30 protein-coding genes and 1 tRNA gene are annotated in these 26,481 nt (G+C 65.6%); 13 read left to right on the top strand and 18 right to left on the bottom strand.

The features are described from left to right. Positions 1-10: 10 nt before the first annotated feature. Positions 11-1,024: a WD40 repeat domain-containing protein gene (locus GYH34_RS16955; protein ID WP_161914597.1), complete on the bottom strand. Its 1,014-nt coding sequence runs from the start codon at positions 1,022-1,024 to the stop codon at positions 11-13. Positions 1,025-1,165: 141 nt separating this feature from the next. Here GYH34_RS16955 and GYH34_RS16960 point away from each other — a divergent pair, with 141 nt between their 5' ends. Continuing rightward, entirely contained in the window at positions 1,166-1,492 is a 327-nt protein-coding gene (locus GYH34_RS16960) for a hypothetical protein (RefSeq protein ID WP_161914598.1), read from the top strand. A 15-nt stretch (positions 1,493-1,507) separates the two neighbouring features. Here the strand turns inward: GYH34_RS16960 and GYH34_RS16965 are convergent, their stop codons facing one another. Continuing rightward, a complete protein-coding gene (locus GYH34_RS16965) occupies positions 1,508-3,481 on the bottom strand; it encodes an EAL domain-containing protein (protein WP_161914599.1) in 1,974 nt (657 codons plus the stop codon). Positions 3,482-3,720: 239 nt separating this feature from the next. Here GYH34_RS16965 and GYH34_RS16970 point away from each other — a divergent pair, with 239 nt between their 5' ends. Continuing rightward, positions 3,721-4,356, top strand: coding sequence for an HdeD family acid-resistance protein (locus tag GYH34_RS16970; RefSeq protein WP_161914600.1), 636 nt, complete (start codon positions 3,721-3,723; stop codon positions 4,354-4,356). A gap of 85 nt (positions 4,357-4,441) precedes the next feature. Here the strand turns inward: GYH34_RS16970 and GYH34_RS16975 are convergent, their stop codons facing one another. Then, positions 4,442-4,687: a hypothetical protein gene (locus GYH34_RS16975; RefSeq protein ID WP_018266465.1), complete on the bottom strand. Its 246-nt coding sequence runs from the start codon at positions 4,685-4,687 to the stop codon at positions 4,442-4,444. A gap of 142 nt (positions 4,688-4,829) precedes the next feature. On the opposite strand from GYH34_RS16975, the gene dapE reads away from it, so the two are divergent. Continuing rightward, positions 4,830-5,987, top strand: coding sequence for a succinyl-diaminopimelate desuccinylase (dapE, locus tag GYH34_RS16980; RefSeq protein WP_161914601.1), 1,158 nt, complete (start codon positions 4,830-4,832; stop codon positions 5,985-5,987). Positions 5,988-6,185: 198 nt separating this feature from the next. On the opposite strand, the gene GYH34_RS16985 is transcribed toward dapE, so the two are convergent. The 6 genes from GYH34_RS16985 to GYH34_RS17010 form a co-directional block, all read right to left on the bottom strand. Next, positions 6,186-7,226, bottom strand: coding sequence for a sensor histidine kinase (locus tag GYH34_RS16985; RefSeq protein ID WP_161914602.1), 1,041 nt, complete (start codon positions 7,224-7,226; stop codon positions 6,186-6,188). Between the two features lie 155 nt (positions 7,227-7,381). Next, positions 7,382-9,397, bottom strand: coding sequence for a DNA topoisomerase IV subunit B (parE, locus tag GYH34_RS16990; protein ID WP_161914603.1), 2,016 nt, complete (start codon positions 9,395-9,397; stop codon positions 7,382-7,384). 61 nt (positions 9,398-9,458) lie between these two features. Continuing rightward, positions 9,459-9,890: a hypothetical protein gene (locus GYH34_RS16995; protein WP_161914604.1), complete on the bottom strand. Its 432-nt coding sequence runs from the start codon at positions 9,888-9,890 to the stop codon at positions 9,459-9,461. Positions 9,891-10,001: 111 nt separating this feature from the next. Further along, the gene (locus GYH34_RS17000; protein WP_161914605.1) at positions 10,002-10,139 is read right to left on the bottom strand and encodes a hypothetical protein; all 138 of its coding nucleotides are present in this window, start codon (positions 10,137-10,139) and stop codon (positions 10,002-10,004) included. A 229-nt stretch (positions 10,140-10,368) separates the two neighbouring features. Next, positions 10,369-10,989, bottom strand: coding sequence for a 2OG-Fe(II) oxygenase (locus tag GYH34_RS17005; protein WP_161914606.1), 621 nt, complete (start codon positions 10,987-10,989; stop codon positions 10,369-10,371). 72 nt (positions 10,990-11,061) lie between these two features. Beyond that, the gene (locus GYH34_RS17010) at positions 11,062-11,730 is read right to left on the bottom strand and encodes a DJ-1/PfpI family protein (protein WP_161914607.1); all 669 of its coding nucleotides are present in this window, start codon (positions 11,728-11,730) and stop codon (positions 11,062-11,064) included. Positions 11,731-11,829: 99 nt separating this feature from the next. Here GYH34_RS17010 and GYH34_RS17015 point away from each other — a divergent pair, with 99 nt between their 5' ends. Further along, a complete protein-coding gene (locus tag GYH34_RS17015) occupies positions 11,830-12,765 on the top strand; it encodes a helix-turn-helix domain-containing protein (protein WP_197745464.1) in 936 nt (311 codons plus the stop codon). 224 nt (positions 12,766-12,989) lie between these two features. On the opposite strand, the gene GYH34_RS17020 is transcribed toward GYH34_RS17015, so the two are convergent. From GYH34_RS17020 to GYH34_RS17030, 3 genes are all read right to left on the bottom strand, one after another. After that, the gene (locus GYH34_RS17020) at positions 12,990-13,700 is read right to left on the bottom strand and encodes a Fic family protein (RefSeq protein ID WP_161914609.1); all 711 of its coding nucleotides are present in this window, start codon (positions 13,698-13,700) and stop codon (positions 12,990-12,992) included. Next, a complete protein-coding gene (locus tag GYH34_RS17025) occupies positions 13,684-13,872 on the bottom strand; it encodes a hypothetical protein (protein WP_161914610.1) in 189 nt (62 codons plus the stop codon). The genes GYH34_RS17020 and GYH34_RS17025 overlap by 17 nt, the downstream gene beginning before the upstream one ends. Positions 13,873-14,465: 593 nt before the next feature. Further along, positions 14,466-14,555, bottom strand: a tRNA-Ser gene (locus GYH34_RS17030). A gap of 384 nt (positions 14,556-14,939) precedes the next feature. On the opposite strand from GYH34_RS17030, the gene GYH34_RS17035 reads away from it, so the two are divergent. The 5 genes from GYH34_RS17035 (at position 14,940) to GYH34_RS17055 (ending at position 18,125) form a co-directional block, all read left to right on the top strand. After that, the gene (locus GYH34_RS17035; protein WP_161914611.1) at positions 14,940-15,389 is read left to right on the top strand and encodes a gamma-glutamylcyclotransferase family protein; all 450 of its coding nucleotides are present in this window, start codon (positions 14,940-14,942) and stop codon (positions 15,387-15,389) included. Beyond that, positions 15,386-16,252, top strand: a complete 867-nt coding sequence (panC, locus tag GYH34_RS17040; protein WP_161914612.1) for a pantoate--beta-alanine ligase — start codon at positions 15,386-15,388, stop codon at positions 16,250-16,252. The genes GYH34_RS17035 and panC overlap by 4 nt, the downstream gene beginning before the upstream one ends. Continuing rightward, the gene (locus GYH34_RS17045) at positions 16,249-16,536 is read left to right on the top strand and encodes an acylphosphatase (protein WP_161914613.1); all 288 of its coding nucleotides are present in this window, start codon (positions 16,249-16,251) and stop codon (positions 16,534-16,536) included. The genes panC and GYH34_RS17045 overlap by 4 nt, the downstream gene beginning before the upstream one ends. A gap of 4 nt (positions 16,537-16,540) precedes the next feature. Further along, complete coding sequence (cysQ, locus tag GYH34_RS17050) at positions 16,541-17,365, top strand: 3'(2'),5'-bisphosphate nucleotidase CysQ (protein WP_161914614.1); 825 nt, start codon at positions 16,541-16,543, stop codon at positions 17,363-17,365. 193 nt (positions 17,366-17,558) lie between these two features. Then, complete coding sequence (locus GYH34_RS17055; protein WP_161914615.1) at positions 17,559-18,125, top strand: DUF1134 domain-containing protein; 567 nt, start codon at positions 17,559-17,561, stop codon at positions 18,123-18,125. Here GYH34_RS17055 and rsmD read toward each other — a convergent pair. Continuing rightward, entirely contained in the window at positions 18,094-18,675 is a 582-nt protein-coding gene (gene rsmD, locus GYH34_RS17060; protein WP_161914616.1) for a 16S rRNA (guanine(966)-N(2))-methyltransferase RsmD, read from the bottom strand. The genes GYH34_RS17055 and rsmD overlap by 32 nt on opposite strands. A gap of 3 nt (positions 18,676-18,678) precedes the next feature. After that, positions 18,679-20,886, bottom strand: coding sequence for a pseudouridine synthase (locus tag GYH34_RS17065; protein WP_161914617.1), 2,208 nt, complete (start codon positions 20,884-20,886; stop codon positions 18,679-18,681). Between the two features lie 182 nt (positions 20,887-21,068). Between GYH34_RS17065 and GYH34_RS17070 the strand changes: the two genes are divergently transcribed. After that, positions 21,069-22,370, top strand: coding sequence for a UDP-N-acetylglucosamine 1-carboxyvinyltransferase (locus tag GYH34_RS17070; protein WP_161914618.1), 1,302 nt, complete (start codon positions 21,069-21,071; stop codon positions 22,368-22,370). 12 nt (positions 22,371-22,382) lie between these two features. Here the strand turns inward: GYH34_RS17070 and GYH34_RS17075 are convergent, their stop codons facing one another. Together GYH34_RS17075 and GYH34_RS17080 are read right to left on the bottom strand one after the other, a co-directional pair. Beyond that, the gene (locus tag GYH34_RS17075) at positions 22,383-22,730 is read right to left on the bottom strand and encodes a helix-turn-helix domain-containing protein (protein WP_161914619.1); all 348 of its coding nucleotides are present in this window, start codon (positions 22,728-22,730) and stop codon (positions 22,383-22,385) included. Further along, on the bottom strand, positions 22,708-23,094 hold the full coding sequence (locus GYH34_RS17080) for a type II toxin-antitoxin system RelE/ParE family toxin (protein ID WP_161914620.1): 387 nt from the start codon (positions 23,092-23,094) through the stop codon (positions 22,708-22,710). Before GYH34_RS17080 ends, GYH34_RS17075 begins: the two co-directional genes overlap by 23 nt. A gap of 177 nt (positions 23,095-23,271) precedes the next feature. Between GYH34_RS17080 and GYH34_RS17085 the strand changes: the two genes are divergently transcribed. After that, positions 23,272-23,712 carry a nucleoside deaminase gene (locus GYH34_RS17085; RefSeq protein WP_161914621.1) on the top strand — a complete coding sequence of 147 codons (441 nt, stop codon included), beginning with the start codon at positions 23,272-23,274 and terminating at the stop codon, positions 23,710-23,712. On the opposite strand, the gene GYH34_RS17090 is transcribed toward GYH34_RS17085, so the two are convergent. Together GYH34_RS17090 and GYH34_RS17095 are read right to left on the bottom strand one after the other, a co-directional pair. Further along, positions 23,697-24,554, bottom strand: coding sequence for a patatin-like phospholipase family protein (locus GYH34_RS17090; protein ID WP_161914622.1), 858 nt, complete (start codon positions 24,552-24,554; stop codon positions 23,697-23,699). The two genes, GYH34_RS17085 and GYH34_RS17090, sit on opposite strands and share 16 nt — an antisense overlap. After that, positions 24,551-25,435, bottom strand: a complete 885-nt coding sequence (locus tag GYH34_RS17095; RefSeq protein WP_161914623.1) for an alpha/beta hydrolase — start codon at positions 25,433-25,435, stop codon at positions 24,551-24,553. The genes GYH34_RS17090 and GYH34_RS17095 overlap by 4 nt, the downstream gene beginning before the upstream one ends. Before the next feature lie 289 nt (positions 25,436-25,724). Between GYH34_RS17095 and GYH34_RS17100 the strand changes: the two genes are divergently transcribed. Both GYH34_RS17100 and bfr read left to right on the top strand, forming a co-directional pair. Next, on the top strand, positions 25,725-25,961 hold the full coding sequence (locus GYH34_RS17100; RefSeq protein ID WP_108917613.1) for a (2Fe-2S)-binding protein: 237 nt from the start codon (positions 25,725-25,727) through the stop codon (positions 25,959-25,961). Positions 25,962-25,997: 36 nt separating this feature from the next. Further along, positions 25,998-26,474, top strand: coding sequence for a bacterioferritin (gene bfr, locus GYH34_RS17105; RefSeq protein WP_108917612.1), 477 nt, complete (start codon positions 25,998-26,000; stop codon positions 26,472-26,474). Positions 26,475-26,481 lie beyond the last annotated feature (7 nt).

A 26,481-nucleotide genomic window follows, 5' to 3' on the forward strand; every position in this document is an offset into this window, starting at 1 on the left:
GCTCTTTGTCTTATTTCTTCGGCAGCATCAGCACGCCGGCCGCGCCATTCTCGGCGCCGACGAGGAGCCGCGTTCCCTTGGCGTCCCAGCTCAGAGCCGAAATGCGCGCCGGCTCGCCCCGGTCCGGCGCGCGCACCAGCAGCTCGGAGGCGTCGGTGAGGCGACAGAGCAGCACCATTCCATCCTCATAGCCGATCGCCACGGCGAGCGCGCTCGGATGGAAAGCGACTCGCGTCACCTTCACCTCCGCCCGCACGCCGCATTCGCGCGGCGCCTCGCCCATCGGCCCGTCCTTGGTTTGGAAGGGCCAGACGACGCAGGCGTCGGCGCCGGAAGTAGCGAGCCATTTGCCGTCATGCGACCAGGACAGCGAGCGCGTCTTCGCCGGATAGCCGGCCATGCGCATATTCTTGCCATCGGAAACGCGCCAGCCATGCAGCATGTTCTCCTGCATGGCGGTGAGCACGAATTTGCCGTCCGGCGAGACCGTGGCGTCGATATGCGAGCCCTTCCACTCCAGAAACTCCGGCGCGCCCGCATTGGGGAACCAAAGCGAGACGCCATTGTAGTGAGCAATGGCGAGCCGATAGCCTTTGGGAAAAAAGGCGATCCCGCGCGAGCTCGACGGCAGCGGCAGCGTCTTGACCTCGCCCTTGGGCGTGCGTGCGCGCAGCTCGCGGCCGGCGGACCAGGCGAGCGTCCCATCGAAGCGCGCGGCGACGGCGTCGATCCATTTGCCCTTCTCGTCGGCGATGATCTCGAGCCCGCCGGCGCTGTCCGACGCGACGACGCAGCCATCGTCGCCGCCGGTGATCAGCCGCCGCCCATCGCTCGCCGCGACCAATATGGCGCCGTCCGCATGGGCGAGGACGTGACGAGGCGCATCGCCTTCGAGAAGGGCGAGCCGCCCATCGGCGAGCGCCAGCACGGGCGTCTCGCCGAGAAAGGCGGCGGCGACGACCTCCGCGCCGGCGTCGAAGGGCGTGAAAGCGGAAGTGAGAGAGGGAGCAGCGCCAAAGGTCACGATCAGGAACGCCTCGGGGGAAAGGCCGCGGCGGCGCGGCGGCTTCTCTATAGCGGATTTGCGGGGCCGGGCTCAAATGGCGCCGCATGTGGCGCCGTTCTTTCATGCAAGCTCGGTTTCGAGCCGGCAGGGAGGAGCCCAATGCAGCAAAAGCCCGACAGCGACGATTATCTCGCTCTTTTCGGCCGCTACAAGGAGGATTTCGGGGACGTCTACATGGAGCCGGAGGACGAGCGCTTTCGGCTGCTCTTCGACCAGATCTGCCGCATGCTCACGCAGCCTTCCTCTTTCAACCTCGGCCTGCCCGAGCAATTTCGAACGACCGCCTCCCGCTATCTCGCCGGCGACGCTCACACGGTCGCCCATATGAAGACGATCGAGAACCGCCATTTCATGCTCAGCGACCTTTTCGACTATATCCATCTCGTGAAGACGATGGGCGGCTCCTGGGATCAGCGCGGCCGGTGACTCTATGTCGTTCGGTCACGCGGCCGAGACAGCCGTCGGCGTCGACGCGGCGGCGGCGGCCATCGCCAGAAAAGCGCCGAGCGGCATCGGCCGGCCGAACAAAAAGCCCTGCAGGCGCTGGCAGCCGGCGAGGCCTAGCACGTAAGCCTGCTCCTCTGTCTCCACGCCCTCGGCGGTCACGGCCATGTCGAGCGCATTGGCCATGTGAATGGCGCCGGCGACGAGCACGCCGGTCGATTTCTCGATCGTCACCCGATCGACGAGGGATTTGTCCAGCTTGATGCGGTCGAAGCCATATTTCCGCAGATAGGCGATGCTGGTGTAGCCGGCGCCGAAATCATCCAGCGCCACGGCGACGCCCAGCGTCTTCAGGAAGGAGATCACCGCCGCCGCCCGCTGCGGATGATCGATCAGATAGCCCTCCGTCACCTCGAGCTCGAGACGCGCGGAAGAAAAGCCGGTCTCCAGCAATGTCCGCATCACCGCGCGCTCGAAATCGGGATCGCGGAACTGCGCGGGCGAGACATTGACGGCGACCTTGATCGTCTCGACGCCGAGAAAATCCTCGCAGGCCCGGCGCAGCACGAACATCCCGAGCTGATTGATGAGCCCGCTGCGCTCGGCGACCGGCACGAACTGATCGGGCATGAGCTCGCCCTCCGGCCGTCGCGGCCAGCGCACCAGCGCCTCGACGGCGACGACGCGATTTTCCCCCGCGCCGACGATGGGCTGATAGACCACCTCCAGCTCGTCGGCCCGCAGGGCGCGGCGCAGCTGATCCTCGATGTCCTGCTGGCGCTGGCGCTCGAGATCGAGATCGGGCGTGTAAATCCTCATGCCCGATTTGCCATTGGCCTTGACGTGATACATTGCGATATCGGCGCGGCGGAACAGCTCCTGCGCGTCGCAGCCGTCCGCCTCCGTGCAGCAGACGCCGACGCTCGCGCCAATCTGCACCACGCGATCGCCGATACGGATCGGCCGCGCCAGAACCGTGAGCGCGCTGCTGGCGAAGGCGCGCGCCGCGCGCTCGGCGTCCGCGGCCGAGACCACCGCCGCGAACTCGTCGCCGCCGACGCGCGCCAGCATCGCGCCCTGAGGCAGAAGGCGGAGAAACTCTTTGGCCACTATGTCGATCAGCCGATCGCCGGTCGAATGTCCGTAAGTGTCGTTGACGTCCTTGAAGCCATCGAGATCGATATAGACGACGGCAGTCGGCGTCGCGCCGGCGCCGCGGCTGCACTGGTCGAGCCTCGTCATCAGCGCGCGGCGGTTGGGCAGGCCGCTCAGCGCGTCCATATTGGCGAGGCGCGAATTCTCGTCGCTGAGCCGCTGCGTCTCCGCCTGCTTCTCCGCCAGCGAGCGGCGCGAGGCCACGAGATGCGCGAAATCGCGGTAATAGATCATCAATATCGCGATCATGCCGACGGCGGCGAGCGCCAGATTGACCGACGCAGCGCGAAAATGCCCATCATCCGCGAAGAAGAAGAACAGACTGAAAGGCGCGACGCCGACCAAGGTCACATTGAGCGCCGCCGACCGAAGATGCATCAGGCAGAAGTTGCAGCTGATCATCGTCAAGGCCAGGAAGAAGACGATCTGCGCCTTCGCATAGGCGTCGCCGTCGCCATAGCTGTAGAGCGACAGGCCCCAGGCGGTGAAGGCCACAGCGATGAAAAAGGCCAATCTGTTGGTGCGCTGCATGTAGCGGATGGCGATGTCGTCCGGCACATGCGAGCGCCCGATCCGCCACCAGGCGACGCCGCGCAGAAGGCAGAGGCCGCAGAGCGCGCTCGGCGCATAGACGGACAGCCAAGGATGACCGAATTTCGCGAAGGTGAACATCACAGCGAGCGCATTGGTCGCCAGGATGAAATAGAGAAGCGGGATCTGCCGCGCGAAGGCGCGAAACTGCGCACGGACCAGCTCCAAGTCGTCGGTCGGAACGCTGAACAAATAATGTAGTTTTTTGATGAGACTATTCTTCAAGATCAACGACCTTTCAGGCGCTCGTCACCCGCAAATCGACAAATGGCCGCATCGGAAGCTTAGGCAAGAGCGGTGGAGAACCGGTTAAGATCGGGAAAATAATTCCACGCGACGACGGACGCGGCGGCGCCCGGCGGAGGCCTGGACGAAACGCGAAACGGACCAATGTCATGCGGAGGCCGGCTCCCCCGTCGGAGAGCCGTCGTCTCGCGGCATTCGAAAATTCCGAGGAGCCAAGCATGAGCACGAGCAGCGTATCCGGCGATCCGTTTCGCGGCAGCCCGTTCGATCTGAACAAGCTCGAAGCGAAGAACGCCATTCTCGCCCATAATTGGTGGGCTATCGGCCTGCGCGGCCTCGCGGCGATCATCTTCGGGCTCATCGCCGTCTTTCAGCCCGGCGTGACCATATTGTCGCTGGTGCTGGTCTTCGCGATCTTCGCCGCCGTGGACGGCATAGCGACGATCATCGCCGCCGTGCGCGCCGCGCGGCAGGGCGAGGCTTGGCTGTTTCTCTTCCTCGCTGGTCTGGTGAAGATCGCCGCCGGCGCCTTCGCGGCCTTCTGGCCGGGCATCACCGCTCTCATCTTCGTGGCCGTGTTCGGCGCGGGCGAGGTCGTCGGCGGCGCGCTGACCTTCGGCTCCGCGCTCGATCTGAAGGAGGATCACGGCCGCTGGTGGCTGGCGCTGGGCGGCCTTCTCGCCGTGGTGTTCGGCCTGTTCCTGCTGCTGACGCCGGTCATCGGCGCTGTGGTGCTCACCTGGTGGCTCGGCATCTACGCCATAGCGCTCGGCATTGTGGAACTGATCCTGGCCTTCCGGCTGCACGCCCGCCATGTCGAGCATCCGCCGCTGGCGCATCCGCAGGGCGCGTGATCGCCGGATCGGACAAAAAAATCGGGGCGCCCGCAGCCACAGGCGCCCCGTCCCCCCTCTCCGCCCCCGCGGAAAGCTCGAAAAATCAGTCGATCGAGGAAATCTTGATCGGCGAATCGAGATCGGCGTGCACGACCTTGAGGCCCGCCTTGGCGACGGCGGCCTCATCGGCGTACCAGGTCGACTCGTGGTCGAGCCCGCCATATTTGTTGAAGACCATCACATATTTGGCCTTCAGATCCACCTCGCAGCGCAGCCCTTTGCCGGGCTGGCCGATGGGCCGCATCTTGCCGTCCCAATCGATGAAATAGCCCCCGGTCTCTTCGGACATTTCCTGTTCCCTTTCGGACATTTGTCTCCGTCTTCGCGAGGAAGCAGGTTTCGGGCCAGGGAGGTCGGGAGCCATGAGCGAGCTGCGCTATTCGCTGATCGCTCATATTGCAGAGCCCCGCGCATTTCCCTAACTTCCGTCCATGACTCTCTCCCCCGCCCTTTCCATCACCCGCGATCTCCTTCGCTGCCCCTCCGTCACCCCGGCCGACGCCGGCGCGCTCGGCGTGCTCGAGCAGCGCTTGAAGGATGCCGGCTTCACGACGCATCGGCTCGTCTTCACAGAGGAAGGCACGCCGGATATCGACAATCTCTTCGCCAAGATCGGCGAGGGCCGGCCGCATCTCGTCTTCGCCGGCCATACGGATGTGGTGCCGAGCGGCGCCCCCGAGCGCTGGCGCTTCGATCCCTTTTCCGGCGAGATCGCCGATGGCAAGATTTTCGGCCGCGGCGCCTCCGATATGAAGGGCGGTATCGCCGCCTTCGCCGCCGCCGCCATCGATTATGTGAAGGAGCATGGCGCGCCCAAGGGCGCGATCTCCTTCCTCATCACCGGCGACGAGGAAGGACCGGCCGTCAATGGCACGGTGAAGATGCTCGATTGGGCGAAAGCGCATGGCGAGGTCTTCGACCATTGCATCGTCGGCGAGCCGACCAATGTCAAAGAGCTCGGCGACACGATCAAGATCGGCCGGCGCGGCTCGCTCAACGGACGCCTCACCGTGCGCGGCAAGCAGGGCCATTCCGCCCATCCGCATCGCGCCGAAAATCCCACCCCCGCCGTGGCGCGCATCGTCACCGCTCTATCGACTCACGTCTTCGACGAAGGGACGGAGCATTTCGACCGCTCCAATCTCGAGGTGACGTCGATCGACATCGGCAATCAGGCGGCCAATGTCATTCCCGGCGAGGCGCGCGCGCGCTTCAACATTCGCTTCAACAATGTGTGGACGCTGGAGACGCTGCAGGCGGAAATCCGCCGCGTGATCGAGACGGCCGCAGCGGGCGCGAAAGTGGAGGTGGAGTTCCTGCCCTGCAATTCGCTGCCTTTCCTCACCGCGCCGGGCGATTTCAGCGCGCTGGTCGCCGGCGCGATCGAGGAGATGACGGGCCGCCGTCCGGGCCTTTCGACCAGCGGCGGAACCTCGGATGCGCGCTTCATCACGCGCGATTGTCCAGTGCTGGAGTTCGGCCTCCTCAACGAGTCGATCCATGCGGTGGACGAGCATGCGTGCATCGCGGATGTCGATAGGCTGACGGCGATCTACAAGCGCATCATCGAGACGTATTTCGCGCGCTGAAGACCCGAAGCGACAATGGTTCGCGCTCCCTTCTCCCGCGCAGGGGGAGAAGGTGGCCCGACGAAGTCGGGTCGGATGAGGGCTCGCGCCGCCACAGCATTATTTGCGACTCAGAGCGCCGCAAACCCGCAGCCGCCCTCATCCGACCTCGCTTCGCGAGGCCACCTTCTCCCACAAGTGGGAGAAGGGAGCGCGCCTTCATTCCGCCAGCGCCTGCGCCGCCGGCACGGCGAGCGTCCATTCGAAGCCGTCGGGCGGAAAGCCGATCGTCGCCTCGCCGCCGAGCGCCTGCGCGACGAGGCGCTTGATGACCTTGTGGCCGAAGCCTTCGGACGGCGCCTCGGAAACGACCGGGCCGCCGAACTCGCGCCACTCTACCACGAAGCGCCCGTCCTCGAGGCGCCAATGCAGCTCTATGCGCCCGTCCGGCTGCGCCAGCGAGCCATGCGTCAGCGCATTCACCGAAAGCTCGTGCAATGCGAGGCCGATGTTCTGCGCGGCCTCCGGCTTCAGCATCAGATTGGGGCCGCCCGCGCGCGTCTGCTCCTCGACGCAGCCGACGTCGAGGCAATAGGACAATTGCGCGCGCGCCAGCTCCACCATGGATGCGCCGCGCCAGTCCTGCGACACGAGCAGATCATGCGCCATGGAGAGCGCCTGCAGACGCGCCGCGAATTTGCGTTGGAAATCGGCGAGCGAAGGCGCGCCCGCCGCCGTCTGCCGCGCCATGGCCTGCACCACGGCGAGAAGATTTTTGGAGCGATGCACCAGCTCGCGCAGCAGCACATGGACATGATCCTCGCGCCGCTTGCGATCGGTGATGTCGCGAGCCGTGCCGATGATGCGCGCGGCGCGTCCGCCTTCGAAGAAAGTGCGGCCGCGCACCGCGATCCAGCGCTCCACGCCGTCGGTCTGGCCGATGATGCGATATTCCGCCTCATAATCGCCGAGCGCGCCGGGATCGAGCGCGGCCTGAACGGCCTCGCGCGTCTGCGCCTTATCGTCCTTGTGCATGGCGTTGCGGAAAATCTCGAAGCTGCCCGGCGCATCGTCCGGCAGCGCCCAGAGCGCGCGCACGCGCTCATCGAGATGCACCTCGCCAGTGACGAGATCCCAATCCCAAATTCCAGTGAGGCTCGCGTCGAGCGCCATGCGCATGCGCTCGAGCGCCAGAGCTTCGTCGCGATCATCCCGCCGCTGCGGCGCAGACGCTTCGCTTCTTCCGTCGATCTCTGTCAAGCTCGACCTCTCGACGCCCATCGCCCGCTTCGAGTGGGGCGGACCATAGCCCAATGGCCGCCGGTGGGCGAGAAATTCATTTCCAAATCACGCGTCGCCAATGCGCTCCGTTTCACGAAACGGTAAACGTCGCCGCCCGGCCCGCGGTTCCCGCGTCACACATCCAATTCCGTGGCGAAAGCGGCGCGCTCCTGAATGAAGGCGAAACGCGCCTCCGGCTTGGCGCCCATCAGCCGCTCGACGCAATCGGCGGTCTCCTCGCGCTCCTCTCCGGCGATCACGACCTTGAGCAGAGTGCGCTTCCTGGCGTCCATCGTCGTTTCCTTGAGCTGAGCCGGCATCATCTCGCCGAGGCCTTTGAAGCGGCTCGTCTCGATCTTGCCCTTGCCGGTCAGCACTTTCTTCACCAGCTCGTCGCGATGCGCATCGTCGCGCGCATAGACGGTCTTGGCGCCTTGCGTGAGCTTATACAGCGGCGGCACGGCGAGATAGAGATGGCCGCCGTCGATGAGCTTGGGCATTTGCCGAAAGAAGAAAGTGATGAGCAGCGACGCGATATGCGCGCCGTCCACATCGGCGTCGGTCATCACGATGATCTTGTCGTAGCGCAAATCCTCGTCGCGATAATGCGAGCCGATTCCGCAGCCGAGCGCCTGCACGAGATCGGCGAGCTGCTGATTGGCGGCGAGCTTCTCTCGGCCGGCGGATGCGACATTGAGAATCTTGCCGCGCAGAGGCAGCACGGCCTGACTGGCGCGATCGCGCGCCGCTTTGGCGGAGCCGCCGGCGGAATCGCCCTCGACGATGAAAATCTCCGAGCCTTGCGATGACGTATTGGTGCAATCGGCGAGCTTGCCCGGCAGGCGCAATTTGCGCGTCGGGGATTTGCGCGCCTGCTCCTTCTCGGCGCGGCGGCGCATGCGCTCCTCGGCGCGCTCCACCGCGAAATCGAGCAGCTTGGTCGCCTGCGACGGCGCGCCGGCGAGCCAATGATCGAAAGCGTCGCGCACCGTCCCTTCGACGAGGCGCGAGGCCTCGACATTCATCAGCCGCGTCTTGTTCTGCCCCTGAAACTCCGGCTCGCGAATGAAGACGGAGATCATCGCCGCGGACTGGCCCATGAGATCATCCGCCGTCACATTGGCGGCGCGCTTGGCCTGGCCGATGCGCTCGGCGTGATCCTTCAAGCCGCGCAATAATGCGAGGCGAAATCCCGCCTCATGCGTGCCGCCGTCGGGCGTCGGAATCGTGTTGCAATAAGAGTGGGAAAACCCATCCTCATTGGCGAACCAGGCGATGGCCCATTCGAGCGAGCCATGGCCGCCCTCGCGCTGCACCTTGCCGACGAAGGGCTGATCGGCGACCAGCTCCTTGCCCTCGGTCTCACGCGCGAGATAATCGCGCAACCCGCCGGGAAAGCGCAGCACCGCCTCGGCCGGCACATCCGAGCCCGGCTCGATCAGCTCTTTGGCGCAACGCCAGCGGATTTCGACGCCGCCGAAGAGATAGGCCTTGGAGCGCGCCATGCGGAACAGCCGCGCCGGCCGCCAATGCGCCGCCGGGCCGAAGATGTCCACATCCGGCTTGAAGCGCACCTTAGTGCCGCGGCGATTGGAGATGCGGCCCAATTGCTCGAGCTTCCCCTGCGGCAGGCCGCGCGAGAAGATCATGCGATAGAGCTGCTGGTCGGTCGCCACCTCCACCTCGAGCCGCTCGGACAGCGCATTGACCACGGACACGCCGACGCCATGCAGGCCGCCGGAGGTCTGATAGGCGCCCGAATCGAACTTGCCGCCGGCGTGCAGCATGGTCATGACCACTTCCAACGCCGACTTCTTGGGGAATTTCGGATGCGGCCCGACCGGAATGCCGCGGCCATTGTCGAAGACGGTGAGCCAGCCCTCCGGCTCGAGCGTGACCTCTATGAAGCTGGCGTGGCCGGCGACGGCCTCGTCCATCGCATTGTCCAGCACCTCCGCGAAGAGGTGATGCATGGCGGCCTCGTCCTTGCCGCCGATATACATTCCCGGCCGCCGCCGGACCGGCTCCAGCCCCTCGAGCACCTCTATGGAGGCGGCGTCATACTCCGCCGGCGCCTTGGGCGCTTTCGCGGCGGGAGCGGCGGCCGGCTTGCGCGGGGCGCCGCCGAAGAGATCATCGGATTTGGCCATGGAGGGGATTTTAGCGATTCGCGGGGGGGAGCGCGAGGGGGCGGGCATCCTTGCGACGCAATTACACTACCCCGGAGGACACAATTGCATAGACGCACATGCTCAGAAACGCCAAAATAAACGATGTATAGATCGCGATGAATTGGTGCCAATGACGCAAAAACCACCTCGGCTTCATGGACCGAGCATTTAGAAATCCCTCACCCTCGCCAAATAGTACAATTTCCTCTTTGGACATCCGTGCCTCAATCGTGTCGAGCATCTGCCTGCTCCTCAAGTAAATAAGAAGCGAAACAACCGCTATGAAAGCGCCAAAGCCGGAGATAAACGGAGCCACAACGGATCTTAGCTGCGGATTTTGCATGGATTGAATGTACGCATTGATTATTAGGCCACACAATACCATGAAATAGTTGAACATAGTATTCACATGCACCTGATATAGTTTGTAAATATCAATCAAATAGGATAAACGCTTATTGTCCTCGGTCACGATCCCCTCCTATTCGCCTTGCACAAGAAATCGGTATACGGGCGCTGCAAACTCAAACCAGTCGACGCCGTCGGCTCCATACTTGTCGAGTTTGTAGTTGCTCATAATCGCTCAGTGCCAAAACAATTTTACCGCTATCACCACCTGAAACGCCAGCACGAGCCCCATCATCCATTTGATGACGAGGAGTTCGCCCTTCAAAGCCGACACATCATCATCGCGATTGCTCGGCGCGGTCGCGGATTTCAATGTCTTGTCCCCGCGAATATCGATAGTCCGAACGCTCGAAACACTCTCGTAGGCGCAAAAGCTAGCACCGAATTGCGCGCCGAGAAACAGAACGAAGCCAAAGCTCGAAACAGATCGCGTTAGTTTCCTCATTCTGAGCCCGCGCAGCGGGCGCCTCGAAGGAGGAGGAAACCGTGAGCGCGGCCTTCTGGCACCCGCTCTCGCGCGTCGAGACGGCGGCGAAGTCGCCTCAGCATGATGGCGAGGGGGATTGCCCTTCCCGCGCCCGTCTCACCCAGCAATTTATCGAAAATCTCCCATCGGCAAAGGCGCTCGCGCAGCGCGTCGGACGCACCTCGTGAAACGCGGCCGAGGGAAAAGCGACGAGACGATCATAGGCCGGCGCTATGTCCGCAAAGCCATCCGGCGAAAAGAGCCGCAGCGCGCCGCCGTCGAAACGCTTCGGCAGCGCGTGAAAATAATAGACGAGCGTGAGCGCCCGCACGCTGTCGTGTCCATCCGGTCGCGGCGGCGCATCGGCGTGGCGCTTGAAGAAGCCGCCGTCGCCATAGCGCACCATCTCGATCTCTTTTTTCGTTTCGGACGGCAGACAAAGATTCAGCTCGCGCGCCAGACGCGCCAGAACCACATCGACAGACGCGGCGAAAGCCGCGCGCAGCGGGCCGAGCTCGAGAAGATGCGAAGAATCACGCACCGACGTATCGACGCGCGCCTCGCGCTCGGCCGTGTAGAAACGCGATTGCGAAAATTCGCTCTCATGCGCCAGCGCAAATTGCATCAGCTCGCCTGCGCGCGCCGCGCCGAGAAAGCCGTCGATGACGACATGCGCAGGCGTGGCGGCGGCGATCATGGGCGCATCCATTGCGACGACAGAAGCGCTCGATAGAGCACAGAAAGCCGCAATGGAAAAGCCGCGCCGCGCTCAGCCATGCAAGGCCGCAAAACGCGCCTTTCGCTCGGCGAAACGCGGCGACACGAATTCGACTAGCGCTTCGCCCGCCGTCTCCGGGCGCCCGCTGTCGAAAGGCGGCGCCGGCGTATATTCGATCGACAATTGAATCGCGCGCGCGACCTGCTCGCCGGCGATATCGGCTGCGAGCGTCAAAGCGAAATCAATGCCCGCCGTCACGCCGCCGCCGGTGACGACGCGGCCGTCGCGCACGACGCGCGCGGCGTCTGGAACGGCGCCGAACAATGGCAGGAGATCGCGCCAGGCCCAATGGCACGCGGCGCGCTTGCCGCGCAGCAGGTCGGCGGCGCCCAGCAGCAGCGAGCCGTTGCAGACCGAGGTCACATAGCGCGCGCCTTCCGCGAGCCGCGCGATCTGCTCCAGATATTCGCGATCGACCGACGCCGCCTCGACGCCGGGACCGCCGGGAACGCAGAGGAGATCGCAGCGCTCCACGCCGGCGAGCGCGCGCGTCGAGCCGAATTCGAGCCCGGTGTCGGAAGCGACGGCCCCACCCTCGCGCGAGGCGACGACGACCTCCGCGCCGGGCAGTCGCGACAGCACCTCGAAAGGCCCGGTGAAATCGAGCTGGGTGAGCCGCGGAAAAATCGCGAAGACGATGCGCAGGCTTTGGTCGGACATTGCGAGCCTCCCCTTGTTGACGAAGGCAGAGTAGCGCCGCTAGGCTCTGTCTCAAATGACGGTTTTCCCACTTTTTCGGACAGAGCCATGAGCGCGCGGATCATCGCTCTGCTGATCTTCGAGGAGTTTCAGATTCTCGACGCCGCGGGTCCGATCGCCGCTTTCGAGATCGCCGCGCGCATCGTCCCCGGCGCCTATACGCTACGGACGATCGCCGCCGCTCCGGGCCTGGTGCGCTCCTCTTCCGGCGTCGCCATAGCGGCCGGGGGCCTCGCCGCGGCGCGACGTTGCGACACGCTGCTGATCGCCGGAGGCCTCGGCACGCGCGGCGCCGCCATGGACAGAAACACGCTGGCTTTCGTCGCCCGCGCAGCGACGCGCGCGCGACGCGTGGCGAGCGTGTGCTCGGGCGCCTATGTGCTGGCGGCGGCCGGGCTGCTCGACGGCCGCAGAGCGACGACGCACTGGAGCCGCAGCGGCGATTTTCAAAGGCGCTTTCCGAAGGTTCGGCTGGAGCCGGATTTGATCTTCGTGCACGACGGGCCGATCTGGAGCTCCGCTGGAATCACCGCCGGAATCGATCTCGCGCTGGCGATGATCGACGACGATCTCGGCGAGGATGTCGCGCGCGCCGTGGCGCGGCAGCTCGTCGTCTATCATCGGCGCCCGGGCGGGCAATCGCAATTTTCCGCGCTGCTGGAATTGGAGAGCCGGCAAGACAAGTTCGCGACGCTGCTGCGCTGGGCGAGCGAACGTCTACGCCAACGCCTCACCGTGGAGGAGCTGGCCGCGCAGGCCGCGATGAGCCCACGCAATTTCGCGCGCGCCTTCTCCCGCGCCACCGGCGCGACGCCCGCCAAGGCGATCGAGCGCCTGCGGCTCGACCGAGCGAAGAGCGCGCTGGAGAACGGCGCCGACACGATCGAGCAAATCGCGCGCGACAGCGGCTTTCGCGATCCAGAACGAATGCGACGGGCGTTTCTGCGCGTCTACGGGCAGCCGCCGCAGGCGTTTCGGCGTGGAGGAAGGCTATAGAGGTCTATCCCTCACCATCATCTTTTTATCGCCTCCTGCTTTTCTGGCTTCGATTGATCGAGCAAGTTTCTGATTCTCTCGATCATGCGATCTTCGCTTTTGTTATTGGCTATTTCGAGTGTGCGCTGATGCTTATCGATAAAAAATTGCGCTCAGTCGCATCGAGCCTCTCGATCAATTTCGAAAGCTTTAGTGACTTCTGAGAAGGCGGCAGAGGCCTCGCTTCAATGCCCAACGCCATCGCTTTCCGCTGGCGTTTCGCCGTCGCCATTCAAAGGGCGCCCGCCGGCTTCGGCATAGTAGGACGTGAGCTGCTTAGCCAACATGCCGCTAAGGAGTTCCTCCATCTCCGTCACATCGATCTTACCTGCGAGAGCAGCTGCGTCCGCAGCGTCAAGCGCTGCGAAATAGCCGCTCCGGTCGTTTTGAATTTGTGCCGGGATGGTGTCCTTGCCCGGCGGGACAAACGCCGACTTCACCACAAGGACAAGAAAGGAAGCAATACGAGACGTTCGGCCGTTCCCATCGGCAAACGGATGAATCCAGTTCAACCGCCACATGACGTAGGCTGCAAGGTGAATAGCTGTCGCAGCATGCCAGTGCTCATTCACATAATCACATAATTCCTCAACGAGTTCGGGCACAAGATGCGCATCAGGCGGCTTATGATTGCTCTTGGTAATGTTGACAGGCCCGGGTCGAAAATTTCCCGCGTAACTACTGATGCCGCGCAACGCTTCTCGGTGAAGTGTCAACAGCATGGAAGCGCGAAGCTTGAAGCTTCCGCGTTCGATAGCATCCAGCGCCATCGCAACGCCGGCATCGTATTGGCGGAAGCCGTTTCTAACCTCGGCTTCCGCGCGCTCCATTGGGTCTTTGATGAGTTCTGGATCGTCTGCGCGGCTGTCTCGCCGGTCGTTATTTCCGGCGTTCATTTGGTTCCCGCTCGACGTGCGCAGCTTGCTTATCGACCATTTCCCGCGTGATTAGGCTGTTTTCAAAGGCGGTGTTGCCGTAGACGAAGGAGCGCCGCTGTTCTTCGCGATGTTGCGGCGAGGGCGCAGCCTTTTTTGCCGCTTCGATCAGCGTTTGCAGATCGCGAGTCATTTTCATCCCCCTGGAATCGGCGTTCGGTTTTCTTACTTTGTGTCGGTTTACCTTGCGTCAACAAGGTGGCGCAATATGGGATCATAGGCGCGTATTGCTCAAAAAAGTGCCTCGCCTGCTATAAGGCGCGGAACAAGCCACCATAACCGCCGAGCGTTCACAATAGTTCGGCGCTTGACCAAAAAATAGGCATGTCCGCCACGCTCAACCGCGTCCCTACTTAAATGCGGCGTGAGACGCTCACTCTCCCTGGCGCTGTCGGTCTCGCCGCAGCCCGAAACACCTCGAATGGGCGTTCCGCCGGGATCAGGCAGCGCGCTCCGCTTCGCGCGATCCGACGGACACCTCGACGTTGAACATCGCCGGGAAGACGAGGCGGCCACCGGCCCCGATCATTGTTGCGCCGCGTCGCGCTGCGACACCGCGGCAAGGCGCCGGACATTACATCGACCACGCTTCGCGGTCCGCGCCGAGGAGGAAACCGAACGACCGCGCACGGATGTATTACGCCGCAATGCGTCTCACCCAATCCCAAGCCTAAAGTGGGCCGATTTGCAAATTAGTTCTAATATATTGATTTTAAAATAGCCTACTGGCGGAAGGGGTGGGATTCGAACCCACGGTGAAGTTTCCCCCACGGCGGTTTTCAAGACCGCTGCCTTAAACCACTCGGCCACCCTTCCGAACCCGGAGCCGGACCCAGCTCGCGGCGAAGCCTATCGCTTCTCTATGACCGCGCGTCAACCGGTCGCGCGCGCCTAGCGGAACCAGACATAGACGATCGCCGCCGCCAGAGCCAGGACGAGGCCGATCGCCGTGCTGCGCAGAAAGCCGCCTTCGAACTCCTCCATTTCCGTCCTCCCTTCTCGCCCTCGCGTCGATTCGACGCATTTCTAAAACTGCATCCAACGCTGAGAATAGTCGATGAGGGTGGTTAATTCCCAGGGGCCGCTCTCGGTTGGGAGCCCGGCGCAGGCCGGGCTCTTTTTCTTTCCGCGAGGGGCGCCGCGGCGCCTCGCTCGCCGCGGCGCTATACGCTAAGGTCCGCCGCCGCACGGAAAGACCACATGCCTCTCTATTTCGCCTATGGCGCCAATATGGACGTCGCCGCAATGGCTGTCCGCTGTCCGCATTCGCGGCCGCTCGGCCTCGGCCGGCTGGCGCGCTATCGTTTCGCCATTCTGGAGACGGGCTACGCCACGGTCGTACCGGACGCGCGGGCGCAGGTTCATGGCCTGCTCTATGACCTCGCCGTGGCGGATGTGCCGGCGCTCGACCGTTACGAGGAGATCGGCCGCGGCCTCTACCGCAAGGTCGTGCAGCCGGTGCTGCGCGCGCCGGTGGGCTCGGCGCGGGCGCTCGTCTATATCGGAACCGCGACGCGCGAGGGGCCGGCGGCGCCCGGCTATGTCGAGAATATCGTCGCCTCGGCGCGCGCGCTCGGCCTGCCCGGCGCCTATATCGCCTTTCTGGAGAGCCATGCGCCCAATGCGCAGCAGAGGATGAGCCGAAGATGAGCGCTTTTCCCGTTCCCACCGTCCATACGCTGGCCGAGCTGCGCGAGCGCGTCGCGCAATGGCGCGCGCGCGGCGAGCGCGTCGGCTTCGTTCCCACAATGGGCGCGCTGCATCGGGGCCATCTCGCTCTGGTGGAGGAGGCGCGCCGGCGCGCCGATCGCGTGATGGTCTCGGTCTTCGTCAATCCGACACAATTTTCCGCAGGCGAGGATTTCGACCGCTATCCGCGCACGCTCGCCGCCGATGTCGAGAAGCTCGCGAGCGTTGCGGCCGATCTCTGCTATGCGCCGGCGGTGGAGGAGATGTATCCGCCGGACTTTTCCACCACGGTCGCGGTGGGCGGGCCGGCGATCGCCGATCTCGAGGATCATTTCCGGCCGACGCATTTCGCCGGCGTCGCGCTCGTCGTCGCCAAGCTGCTCAATCAGGCCGATTGCGACGTCGCCGTCTTCGGCGAGAAGGATTATCAGCAATTGCTGGTGATAAAGCGCTTGGCGCGCGATCTCGATCTGCGCGCGGAGATCGTCGGCGCGCCGACTTTGCGGGAGGCGGACGGCCTCGCAATGTCCTCGCGCAACATCTATCTTGCGGCCGAGGAGCGGCGCGTCGCGCCGACGCTCTATCGCGCGCTGAGCAAAGCGGCGCAGCGCATCGCCGCAGGCGAGCCGATCGGCCATGTGATGGCGGAAGCGCGCGAGCAGATAGCCGCCGAGGGCTTCCTCATCGATTATCTCGAGGCGCGCCACGCGCAGACTCTGGCGCGCGTCGCGCGGCGTCACGAGGGGCCGATTCGCCTGCTGGTCGCGGCGAAGCTCGGCGCGACGCGGCTCATCGACAATGTCGCCGTGGAGGCGGCGCAATGAGCGAGACGCGCCGCGTGTTCCGCATCACCGTGCGCGGGCGCGTGCAGGGCGTCGGCTTTCGCGCCTTTGTCGCGCGGGAGGCCGGGCGCCTCGCGCTCGCCGGCTGGGCGCGCAATTGCGACGATGGCGCGGTGGAGATCGTCGCCGCCGGGCCGCAGGGCGCACTGCAAGCGCTGGTGGAAGCGGCGCGGCGCGGGCCGCCCGCGGGACGCGTCGACGATCTGCGCGCGGAAGAGACGAACGAGGCGGCTCTCGTCGAGCGGCGCGGCGATTTGGAGTTTTGACGGCGTGCGGCTCGAGAAAGACGCGGATTTCGATGCGCTGGCGGCCGCCTTCGCCGATCTGACGACGCACGCCGGCGCCATCGCCATGGAGGTTCTCGCCGCGCCGGCGATAGAGGCCCGCGCGAAGAAGGACGCCAGCCCGGTCTGCGAGGCGGACGAGCGAATCGAAGCTTTTCTCGCGCCGCGTCTCGCCGAGCTGCTGCCCGGCCTTCCCATCGTCGCGGAAGAGGCGGCCGCCGCGGGCGCGCAATTCGCCCGCGCCGAGACTTTCCTGCTCGTCGATCCGCTCGACGGCACGCGCGAGTTTCTGGCGCGTAGCGGCGAGTTCACCATCAATATCGGCCTCATCGTCGCGGGCGCGCCGCGCGCCGGCGCGGTCTATGCTCCCGCGCTCGGGCGATTATGGTTCGCGGGCGCGCGCGCCTTCGCCGCCGATTCGCAGCCCGGCCTGCCGGCGCCGCCGCGCACGGCCTGGCGCCCGCTGCGCGTGCGCGCTCTGCCGGCCGAAGGGCCGACGGCGCTGGTCAGCCGCTCGCATCTCGACGCGGCGACCACCGCTTTTCTGGAAGAGCGACGCGTCGCCGCGACGCGCGATGTCGGCTCCTCGATCAAATTCTGCCTGCTGGCGGAAGGCGCGGCCGATCTCTATCCGCGCTTCGGCCCGACGATGGAATGGGATACGGCGGCCGGCGACGCCGTGCTGCGCGCGGCCGGCGGCGGCGTTGTCGATCCTGCGGGCCGCCCGCTTCTCTACGGCAAGGCGGGCGAAGCCTATCGCAACGGACCTTTCATCGCTTTCGGCGATCCCGCAGCCGCAAGACTTTGTTAAGAACGCGGCGAGATTCTTCCTCTCGCGAAGAAGAGCCGTCGCGGCGCCACAGGCGCGACACGATCGCATCCAAACTTCGGCAGATCGATTCGCAAACGCCCAATGGGGAAGCCTCGTCATGCGCGCCGCAAATTCAACTCGCCGAGAGACGCGCGCAACGCGCAGAGAAGCGACGCTCGCAACACGCAGAGAGATGCTGGCTCTCACCGCAGCCGCCGCGCTGTCGCCGCTGACGCCGGCGCGCGCCGCCTATGACGTGCGGGCGGAGCCGAGACCCGAGCCCATGTCCGGCGACGAAGTGGTGCGTAACGGCCATCGCTTCTTCGGCTCCATAGCGCGCGATCTCGCGCAGGGCGTCGAGCAGATGGCGCGGCGCTGGGGCCGCCCCAACGCCTATGTGCTGGGACAGGAAGGCTCGGGCGCCTTCGTCGGCGGCCTGCGCTATGGCGAGGGCGTGATGTACACGCGCAACGCCGGCCAGCGGCGCGTCTATTGGCAAGGTCCGTCGCTCGGCTTCGACGCCGGCGCCAATGGCGACCGCACCATGATGCTGATCTATAATTTGCCTTCTGTCGATGCGATCTTCACCCGCTTCGGCGGCGTCGCCGGCTCCGCCTATCTCGTCGGCGGACTGGGCTTCACCGAGCTCACGGCGGACGGCGTCGTCATCGCCCCGATCCGCGCGGGCGTCGGCGCGCGCCTCGGCCTCAATCTCGGCTATTTGAAATTCACGCCGGAAGCGACGTGGAATCCATTCTGACGCGACGCGCGATGACGATCTGCGTGTCGCCGTAGCGGCGGCGCTCTTCCTCGACGATTCCCTCGGGCAAGGAGAGAGGGACGTCCGCCGCCTCCTCGACGACGACCAACGCGCCCTCGGCGAGCCAGCCGCCTTCGACGAGCGAGCGCAGCGCGCGCGTGGCGAGATCGCGCCCATAGGGCGGATCGAGAAAAGCAAGCGTGAACAATTCGCCCGGCGGCGCGAGGCCGAGCTTGGTCGCGTCACGCCGAAAGACGCGCGTCACGCCGCCCGCGCCCAGCGTCTCGACATTGGCGCGCAGCAGCGCGCGCGCCTCCACGCCATCATCGATGAAGAGGATTTTCGCAGCGCCGCGCGACAAGGCCTCGAGGCCGAGCGCGCCGGTGCCGGCGAAGAGATCGACGACGCGCGCGCCCGGAACCGGATCGTCATAGGCATGGGCGAGAATGTCGAAGACGGATTCGCGCAGGCGATCCGAAGTAGGACGGATCGCCTGCGATTGCGGCGTCTTCAGCACGCGGCCGCGAAAGCTGCCGGCGACGATGCGCATGGGCTAGCGCGGCTTGCGCGGCGCGCCGCCGGGCTTGCGCGGCCCTTTTCCGGCGCCTTTGCCCGCCGGCCCTTTGCCGCCCAGTCCGCCTCTACCCGGCCCCTTGCCCGCGCCGCTCCGCGGCGGACCGCGACGCTCGCCCGACGACGGACGCGCATCCCCGTCACGACGCGGCCGGCCCTCGCCCGACTTGCGCGGCGCGCGCTCGCCCCGCGGCGCATCGCCGGAGTCGAAACGCTTGCCGGCGCCCTTGCCCACAAAGCTCTTGCCCGCGAAGCTCTTGCCCGCGCCGGAACTCTTGCCCGCGCCGGAACTCTTGCGCTCGCCGAAGCTCTTGCGCTCGGCGCGCTCGCCAGAAGGCGCACGGGCAGCCGCTCCTTCGCGACGCGGCGGACGCCCCTCGCCCTCACGACGCGGCGCGCGTTCACGGCGCGGCCCTTCGCCCGCGCTGAAGCTCGACCCGCGACGCTCGCCACGATCGAAACGCTCTGTCCGCTCGCCGCGCGGACGCTGCTCCGCCCCCTCGCGACGCGGCGGACGACCTTCGCCCTCACGACGCGGCGCGCGTTCACGGCGCGGCCCATCGCCGGCGCCGAAGCCCGAACCACGACGCTCCCCGCGATCGAAACGCTCCGTCCGCTCGCCAGATGATGCGCGAGCCGCCGCTCCTTCGCGACGCGGCGGACGCCCTTCGCCCTCGCGACGCGGCGCACGCTCACGGCGCGGCCCTTCGCCCGCGCTGAAGCTCGACCCGCGACGCTCGCCGCGCTCGAAACGCTCCGTCCGCTCGCCCGAGGATGCACGGGCGGCCGCTCCTTCGCGACGCGGCGGACGCCCCTCGCCCTCGCGACGCGGAGCGCGCTCGCGGCGCGGCCCGTCGCCGGCGCCGAAGCTCGACCCGCGACGCTCGCCGCGATCGAAACGCTCGGTCCGCTCGCCAGCGCGCGGACGCGAAGCAGCGCCCTCGCGACGCGGCGGACGTCCTTCGCCCTCGCGCCGAGGGCCGCGCTCGCTCCGCTCGAATCGCTCCTTGCGCTCGCCGGAAACGCGCGCGGGCCTCTCTTCTCCCTCGATCCGCTCGGCGCGGAAGCGGCGGGCGTTGCGCGTCGTCGCCGGCTCCTCGGCGCGGCGCACGGGCACGATCTTCTCGACCGACACGGCGCGACCCTTGCGATCGCTGGTGGCGGCGCGCTCTATGCGGGCGCGCGGGCCTTTGCCGCGCGTTTCCTCGCGCTCGGCGCGCAGGGTCGTGACATGCTTGCGCGTGCGCGTCTTGGCGCGCTGACGCGCCTCCTCGGCGGCGACATGCGGCGGCTCGTCCGAGTCGCGGCGCGACGACGAGAAATCGACGCCGGCGAGCTCGGCCAAGCCCTTGCCGAGCTGCTCGCGCAAGGTCTTCAGCCGCACCTCCTCGACGACGCCCTCCTCCAGCTCGCCGAGCTGGAAGGGGCCGAAGGAAATGCGAATCAGCCGATTGACGTCGAGGCCCAAATGCTCGAGCACGCGCTTGATCTCGCGATTCTTGCCCTCGCGCAGCGCCATGCTGATCCAGACATTGGCGCCCTGGACGCGATCGAGCTTGGCGTCGATCGGCGCGTAATCGACATCGTCGACGGTGACGCCCTTTTTCAACGCGTCCAATTGCGCCTGGTCGATCTCGCCATGGGCGCGCACGCGGTAACGCCGCGTCCAGCCCGTCGCCGGAAGCTCGAGCGTGCGCGCGAGGCCGCCGTCATTGGTCAGCAGCAGCAGGCCTTCGGTATTGATGTCGAGCCGCCCGACGCTCACCAAGCGCGGCAGATCGGGAAAGCGCTCCTCGAGGAAGCCGAAGACGGTCTCCCGTCCCTCCGGGTCCTTGGCGCTGGTGACGAGGCCGGCCGGCTTGTGGAACAAAAACAAGCGCGTCGGCTCGCGCTCGGCGAGCGGCTGGCCGTCCACCTCTATGCGGTCGCCCTCCTGCACATTGAAGGCGGGGCTGTCCAGCACGCGGCCGTTGACGGAAACGCGCCCTTCCGCGACCCAGATCTCGGCGTCGCGGCGCGAGCAGGCGCCGGCGCGCGCCATGACCTTGGCGATGCGTTCGCCCTCGAAGGCGCTGGCGGCGGCGTCGGGCTCGGCCGCAGGCGGTTGTTTGGCCGGGGCGCGGCGACGCGGCGGCTGGTCGCCGCCGTCCTTACGGCGGGCGGGTCTTTCTGGCTTTTTGTCGGTCATCACGCCCTGATAGCAGGTCGCGGGGCCAAAGAGAAAGGCGCGACGGCCGCTTTTTCACTCGTCATTCGCCATGAATCCGAGTTATGGCCTCGAATCCACGTAGGGAGTCCCCCGCTGCCCCGCGAAAGCCGGCCGCGGTCCCCTATTTCGGCGCATAGAAGCAACAGACGTCTGGAGGCGGTATGGCTCATCTGATCGTGCATGGCGGACGTCCGCTCAGCGGCAGGATCATCCCTTCCGCGAATAAGAACGCCGTGCTGCCCATTCTCTGCGCCACGCTGCTGACCAGAGAGCCGCTGCGCATCCATGGCGTGCCGGAGATCACGGACGTCAAGAAGATCCTGGAATTGTTCCGCACGCTCGGCAGCGACGTGCGGATGGATTTTGCGACCGGCCTGCTCGAGCTGCGCCATGAGGACACGCGCTTCGATCCGTCCATCCATCGCCTGCCGGCGGAGATGCGCTCCTCCATCATGCTGGCCCCGCCGCTGCTCGCGCGCTTCGGCGTCGCCCGCATAGAGGACGACGTAAAGGGCTGCACGCTCGGCGCGCGCGAGATCGACCCGCATATAGAGGTGCTGAAATCCTTCGGCGCGACGATCGAGCGCAGCGACGATTCGCTCGTCATCCGCTCCGACGGCCCGCTGCGCGCGACGCGGCATTGGCTCGACTACGCCTCCGTCACCACCACGGAGAATTTCGTGCTGTGCGCGGCGCTGGCGAGCGGCCAGTCCAAGCTCAACAACGCCGCCTCCGAGCCGCATGTGCAGGAGTTCTGCGCCTTCATGGAGACGCTCGGCGCGCGCATCTCCGGCATCGGCACCTCGCAGCTCACCATAGACGGGGTCGATTCGCTCTCCGGCGGCGAGTTCCATCTCACGGAAGACTTCCACGAGGTCGCGACCTTTCTGGCGCTGGGCGCGATCACCGGCGGCGGCGTCGAGGTGAAGAATAGCGCGCCCGATCAGTTTCCGCTGATCGACCGAACCTTCGCGAAATTCGGCGTGCATGTCGTCCATGAGGACGGCTGGTCCAAGACCAGGGCCAATGGCCCGCTGAAAGTGGCCGAGCCCTTCACCCGCAATGTGCTGCAAAAGGTGGAGGCGGCGCCCTGGCCCTATCTGCCGGTCGATCTTCTGCCCATCTTCATCGCGCTCGGCGTCAAGGCCGAGGGCAGCGTGATGTTCTGGAACAAGGTCTATGACGGCGCGCTCGGCTGGACCGGCGAGCTCTCCAAATTCGGCGCGCATGTGTTTCTGTCGGACCCGCATCGGCTCATCGCCTTCGGCGGCAAGCCGCTGGTCCCGGCGCAGGTGGAGAGCCCCTATATCATCCGCGTCGCCATCGCTCTGCTGATGCTGGCGGCGAGCATCGAAGGGCGCTCGATGATCCATAACGCCACGCCGATCAAGCGCGCGCATCCGCGCTTCGTCGAGAATTTGCGCATGCTCGGCGCGGAGGTGGAATGGACCGGCGGGGATTGAGGGGACGCCGGTCTAGAAGATCGCTTCTATGCCCTTGCGGCGGATGAGGTCGAGCAGAACGAGCGCGGGGCCGCTCGGCCGTTTTGCGCCGCGCTCGAGCTGAGAGACATAGCCCACCGTAAGATTGAGATAGCGGGCGAAAACCGCTTGGCTCAACCGCGCCTTCTCGCGGAGGTCGCGGATTTCCTCGCCCGTGATCGGCGAGGGCGCAGGCGCGCAGTCCTTGTCCAGCTGACGCAATGTGATCTTCGCATGACTCGCCTCGTCCATGATTCCGAGGCGGCGCATGTCTCCCGCGGTTTCGAGAATGGCCTCACGCAAACGGCTCGTAGCCTCGCTAGGCGTCGCTTTCTTTGTCATGTCGCACCTCCTGAATTGCTCCATCCTCGAGAGCCGCCTCGATGCGTTCCGATGTCGCTTCGAGCCATCCGCGCGCCACGAGGCGCAAATCCTCCAATTCGTCCGGCTCGATATTTTCCCTTTCGTTCTTGGCGAAGCCGTAAAGAAAAACAGCGCGCTCCTCGACGCGAAAGGCGATGATCATGCGATAGCCGCCGGAACGTCCTCGGCCCCGTCTGGCGACGCGCTGCTTGATGAGGCCGCCGCCCAAATCAGCGTCGATGAGGCCGCGCGCTGCGCGCCCGATCGCCTCGCTCAAGCTCTCGTCGTCGATCCGCTCACTGCGGGCGAACCGCGCGAACCATCTGATTTTGAAGACGCGCACCAAGGCCCCATAGTTCTAAAAACTATAGCTCTTTGAACTATGATTTCAAGCGACCGATCGGGCGGGGGCAGTTCAGCCGCTTGATTCGCGTCGGGCCGTGCTCGATATTCGCCGCGCTCGGCCGGGAGACGCGCCCTTTGGCGCCCATTTGGCGCGAGACGAAGCGAACAGGGCGAAATGACCGACCCCCTCACCGCCGCCTTCGACGCCGCGCGCGACGCCTTCGCGGCGAATGAAGTGCCCGTCGGCGCGGCCATCGCGCGCAATGGCGAGATCATCGCCGTCGCCGGCAATCGCACCTTGCGCGACAAGGACCCCACGGCTCATGCGGAGATGCTCGCCATTCGCGCCGCCTGCGCGACGCTCGGGAGCGAGCGGCTCGTCGATTGCGATCTCTATGTCACGCTCGAGCCCTGCGCCATGTGCGCGGCGGCGATCTCCTTCGCGCGCATTCGCCGGCTCTATTATTCGGCGGAAGACTTGAAGGGCGGCGGCGTCGATCATGGCGCGCGATTCTTCTCGCAGAAGACCTGCCATCACGCGCCGGAGGTCTATGGCGGCTTGCGCGAGAGCGAGGCGGCCGAGTTGCTGCGCGCCTTTTTTCAGGCGCGGCGCTGAAGCGAAAGCCGCGCGGCGGCGCCCTGCAATCCTTCGATCACCTGCGCGCGGCAGGCGTCGCCCGCCTCGAAGATGCGCTTGGCCTTGAAGAGATCGAGCGCGAGATATTGATTGACCGCGGGCGAGATCAAAATGTCGGGCGGGCTCTCCTCGATCATGCGCTCGCTGATGGCGTTCATCATGATCTGGCTGGCGACGATGATCGTCTCTATCGGCGAGGGCGGACGATTGCGCGCGCGCCCGCTCGCTGTTCCCGAGACATCGACAGCGAGCACGATATCGGCGCAGCCGACGAGATGATTGTAGGGCAGCGGATTGACGAGGCCGCCGTCGATCAGAAAGCTGTCGCCATAAGCGACCGGCCGCACCAGGCCCGGAATCGCCATGGAGCCGCCGACCGCCGGATATAGCGGGCCGGAAGAGATCGCCGCCTCGCGGCGCAGGCGAAAATCCGTCGTCACAGCGGTGAAGGGAATGTGCAGCGCCTCGAATGTCTCCGGCATGCCCTGCGGCCAAAAGGCGTCGAGGAAACGCTCGGCGTCGATGAGCGCCGGATGCGCGAGATCGGAGAAGGTGCGCGCCCGCCGTCGCGCCCGCGAGCGCAGCAAGCGCCGCGCGAGACGCATGCGATTGCGAAACGCCGCCTCCGCATGGGCGCGCAGCTCCGCGCCGGAAAAGCCGGCGGCGTAAGCGGCGCCGATGATCGCACCGATCGACGTGCCGGCGATGGCGCAGGGGCGCACGCCCAATTCGTCCAGCGTCTCCAGCACGGAGATATGGGCGAGGCCGCGCGCGCCGCCGCCGCCGAGCGCCACAGCGACGCGGAAGGGAAATTCGCTCATAGAAAAAGGTCGAGCGCGGCGAATGTCGCCTCGGGCGCCTCCTCGGCGAGATAATGGCCGCTGTCGATCTCGGCGCCGCGAAGATCATCCGCCCATTCGCGCCATTGCTCCAGCAGAGCGGCGCCATGGCCGGAAAAGCTCGCCGCGCCCCAAAGCGTGAGAGTGGGGACGACGATCTTCTTGCCCGCCGCACGATCGGCGAGGTCCAGCGCGCGGTCCGGCCCCGCGCCGGCGCGAAAATCCTCGCAAAAGGCGTGAATGCGCGAGGGTTCGTCGAAGGCGGCGCAATAATGGGCGAAGGCCCGCGTATCGAAAGCGTCGAGCGTTCCGCTCTTGGTTCCGCTCGCCAGCGCATCGGCGAGAAAGCCTTTGGGATCGAGGCCGATCAATTGCTCGGGCTTGGGCGCCGGCTGCGACAAGAGCCGCGCGCGGCCGAGGCGCGCGAGATTTGCGTCGCCGAGCGATTCCTCGAGCGGCGCTATATCGAGCAGAGCGAGTTTCTCCAGCCGCCCCGGATGATCGAGCGCCAGCCGAAAGCCGACGCGTGCGCCGCGATCATGGCCGACGAGCGAGAAGCGCACATGGCCGAGCCGCTCCATCACGACGACGGCGTCCTCGCCCTGCGCGCGCTTCGTATAGGCCTCGCCCTTCTCGCTCGCAGGCGCGGAGGACCAGCCATAGCCGCGCAGATCCATGGCCACGACGAAGAAACGCTCGGCGAGCCGCGGCGCGATCCGCGCGAAAGCGACATGCGTTTCGCCGAAGCCGTGCAGCAGCAGCAGCGGCGGACCGGAGCCGCCGGAGCGGGCGAAAATGGAGCCGGCGGGCGCATCGATCCAATGCGAGGCGAAGCCGGGAAAAAGATCTGCGAGATCTGACATCGGACCTCAGCCCTTCCGTTCGAGGCGCGAAGATTCGTCCAAGGTCTTTCTTCGCGCGAAAGATTTTCAAAAGAGGCGGGCGCGAGCATGCTCCAGGTCTTGCCGCGCCTCTTATCCACAACAAATAATCTGGCGCGGCCGCGTGGCCGTGGCGCGCGATTTGCGAAGTCTCCGTGATCCCCGAGACCGCTGTCGGAAAACCGACAAAGGCCTCTAGCCAGAACCGGAACGGTACGTTAAGCTACTGAAATCACAGCTAGTTTACAACCCTTCCAAACTAGGTGCGGAGATGATCGTCTGCTCTTGCAATGTGCTCTCGGACGGCCAAGTCCGCGAAGCTCTCGGAGGAAGATCGGATCGCCCCAGCGTCGGCGCGATCTTCCGGCATATGGGGTGCGAGCCGCGTTGCGGCCGATGCGCGCGCAACATCAGCGCGATCGTCGATCAGCATGCGGCGGTCCCATCCGATCATTGCAGCGGAGCCGGCGAATGCGATAATTGTCGGGCCGACGAATTGGCTGCATGACCCGGTCCGCTCTGGCCGGGCGGAAGGGGAAATAACATGCGCGGTGACGCGAAGCTCTTGGAATATCTGAACCGTGGCGTCCGCGCCGAGCTGACGGCGATCAATCAATATTGGCTGCATTATCGCATTCTCGATAATTGGGGCTTCAAGGAGCTCGGCAAGAAGTGGCGTCACGAATCCATCGAGGAGATGGAGCACGCCGATAAATTCGTGCATCGCATCCTCTTCCTCGAAGGCTTCCCGAACATGCAGAGCCTCGATCCTCTGCGCATCGGCCAGTCGGTCGAGGAGATCATCCGCCTCGATCTCGCCACGGAAGTCGACGCCCGCGCTCTCTATCTCGAGGCGGCGGCCTATGCGCTGTCGATCAACGACCGCGTCAGCAAGCTGCTGTTCGAAGAGGTCGTCGAGAGCGAGGAGCGTCATATCGACTTCCTCGAGACGCAGCTCGAGCTGATCAAGCAGCTCGGCGTGCAGCTCTACTCGCAAAAGCACATGGGCGACCTCTCGTAAGAGAGGG

It is taken from the genome of Methylosinus sp. C49 (assembly GCF_009936375.1).
GTDB lineage: Bacteria > Pseudomonadota > Alphaproteobacteria > Rhizobiales > Beijerinckiaceae > Methylosinus.

Coding starts and splice junctions, on each gene's coding strand:
- GYH34_RS17090 (WP_161914622.1), bottom strand. CDS start 24,554: ATGAGCGAATTTCCCTTCCGCGTCGCTGTGGCGCTCGGCGGCGGCGGC.
- dapE (WP_161914601.1), top strand. CDS start 4,830: ATGACTCTCTCCCCCGCCCTTTCCATCACCCGCGATCTCCTTCGCTGC.
- GYH34_RS17005 (WP_161914606.1), bottom strand. CDS start 10,989: ATGATCGCCGCCGCCACGCCTGCGCATGTCGTCATCGACGGCTTTCTC.
- GYH34_RS17045 (WP_161914613.1), top strand. CDS start 16,249: ATGAGCGAGACGCGCCGCGTGTTCCGCATCACCGTGCGCGGGCGCGTG.
- rsmD (WP_161914616.1), bottom strand. CDS start 18,675: ATGCGCATCGTCGCCGGCAGCTTTCGCGGCCGCGTGCTGAAGACGCCG.
- parE (WP_161914603.1), bottom strand. CDS start 9,397: ATGGCCAAATCCGATGATCTCTTCGGCGGCGCCCCGCGCAAGCCGGCC.
- GYH34_RS17035 (WP_161914611.1), top strand. CDS start 14,940: ATGCCTCTCTATTTCGCCTATGGCGCCAATATGGACGTCGCCGCAATG.
- GYH34_RS17020 (WP_161914609.1), bottom strand. CDS start 13,700: ATGAACGCCGGAAATAACGACCGGCGAGACAGCCGCGCAGACGATCCA.
- GYH34_RS17055 (WP_161914615.1), top strand. CDS start 17,559: ATGCTGGCTCTCACCGCAGCCGCCGCGCTGTCGCCGCTGACGCCGGCG.
- GYH34_RS17065 (WP_161914617.1), bottom strand. CDS start 20,886: ATGACCGACAAAAAGCCAGAAAGACCCGCCCGCCGTAAGGACGGCGGC.
- GYH34_RS16960 (WP_161914598.1), top strand. CDS start 1,166: ATGCAGCAAAAGCCCGACAGCGACGATTATCTCGCTCTTTTCGGCCGC.
- GYH34_RS17100 (WP_108917613.1), top strand. CDS start 25,725: ATGATCGTCTGCTCTTGCAATGTGCTCTCGGACGGCCAAGTCCGCGAA.
- GYH34_RS17025 (WP_161914610.1), bottom strand. CDS start 13,872: ATGACTCGCGATCTGCAAACGCTGATCGAAGCGGCAAAAAAGGCTGCG.
- GYH34_RS17010 (WP_161914607.1), bottom strand. CDS start 11,730: ATGTCCGACCAAAGCCTGCGCATCGTCTTCGCGATTTTTCCGCGGCTC.
- GYH34_RS17070 (WP_161914618.1), top strand. CDS start 21,069: ATGGCTCATCTGATCGTGCATGGCGGACGTCCGCTCAGCGGCAGGATC.
- GYH34_RS16975 (WP_018266465.1), bottom strand. CDS start 4,687: ATGTCCGAAGAGACCGGGGGCTATTTCATCGATTGGGACGGCAAGATG.
- GYH34_RS17095 (WP_161914623.1), bottom strand. CDS start 25,435: ATGTCAGATCTCGCAGATCTTTTTCCCGGCTTCGCCTCGCATTGGATC.
- bfr (WP_108917612.1), top strand. CDS start 25,998: ATGCGCGGTGACGCGAAGCTCTTGGAATATCTGAACCGTGGCGTCCGC.
- panC (WP_161914612.1), top strand. CDS start 15,386: ATGAGCGCTTTTCCCGTTCCCACCGTCCATACGCTGGCCGAGCTGCGC.
- GYH34_RS16970 (WP_161914600.1), top strand. CDS start 3,721: ATGAGCACGAGCAGCGTATCCGGCGATCCGTTTCGCGGCAGCCCGTTC.
- GYH34_RS17085 (WP_161914621.1), top strand. CDS start 23,272: ATGACCGACCCCCTCACCGCCGCCTTCGACGCCGCGCGCGACGCCTTC.
- GYH34_RS17075 (WP_161914619.1), bottom strand. CDS start 22,730: ATGACAAAGAAAGCGACGCCTAGCGAGGCTACGAGCCGTTTGCGTGAG.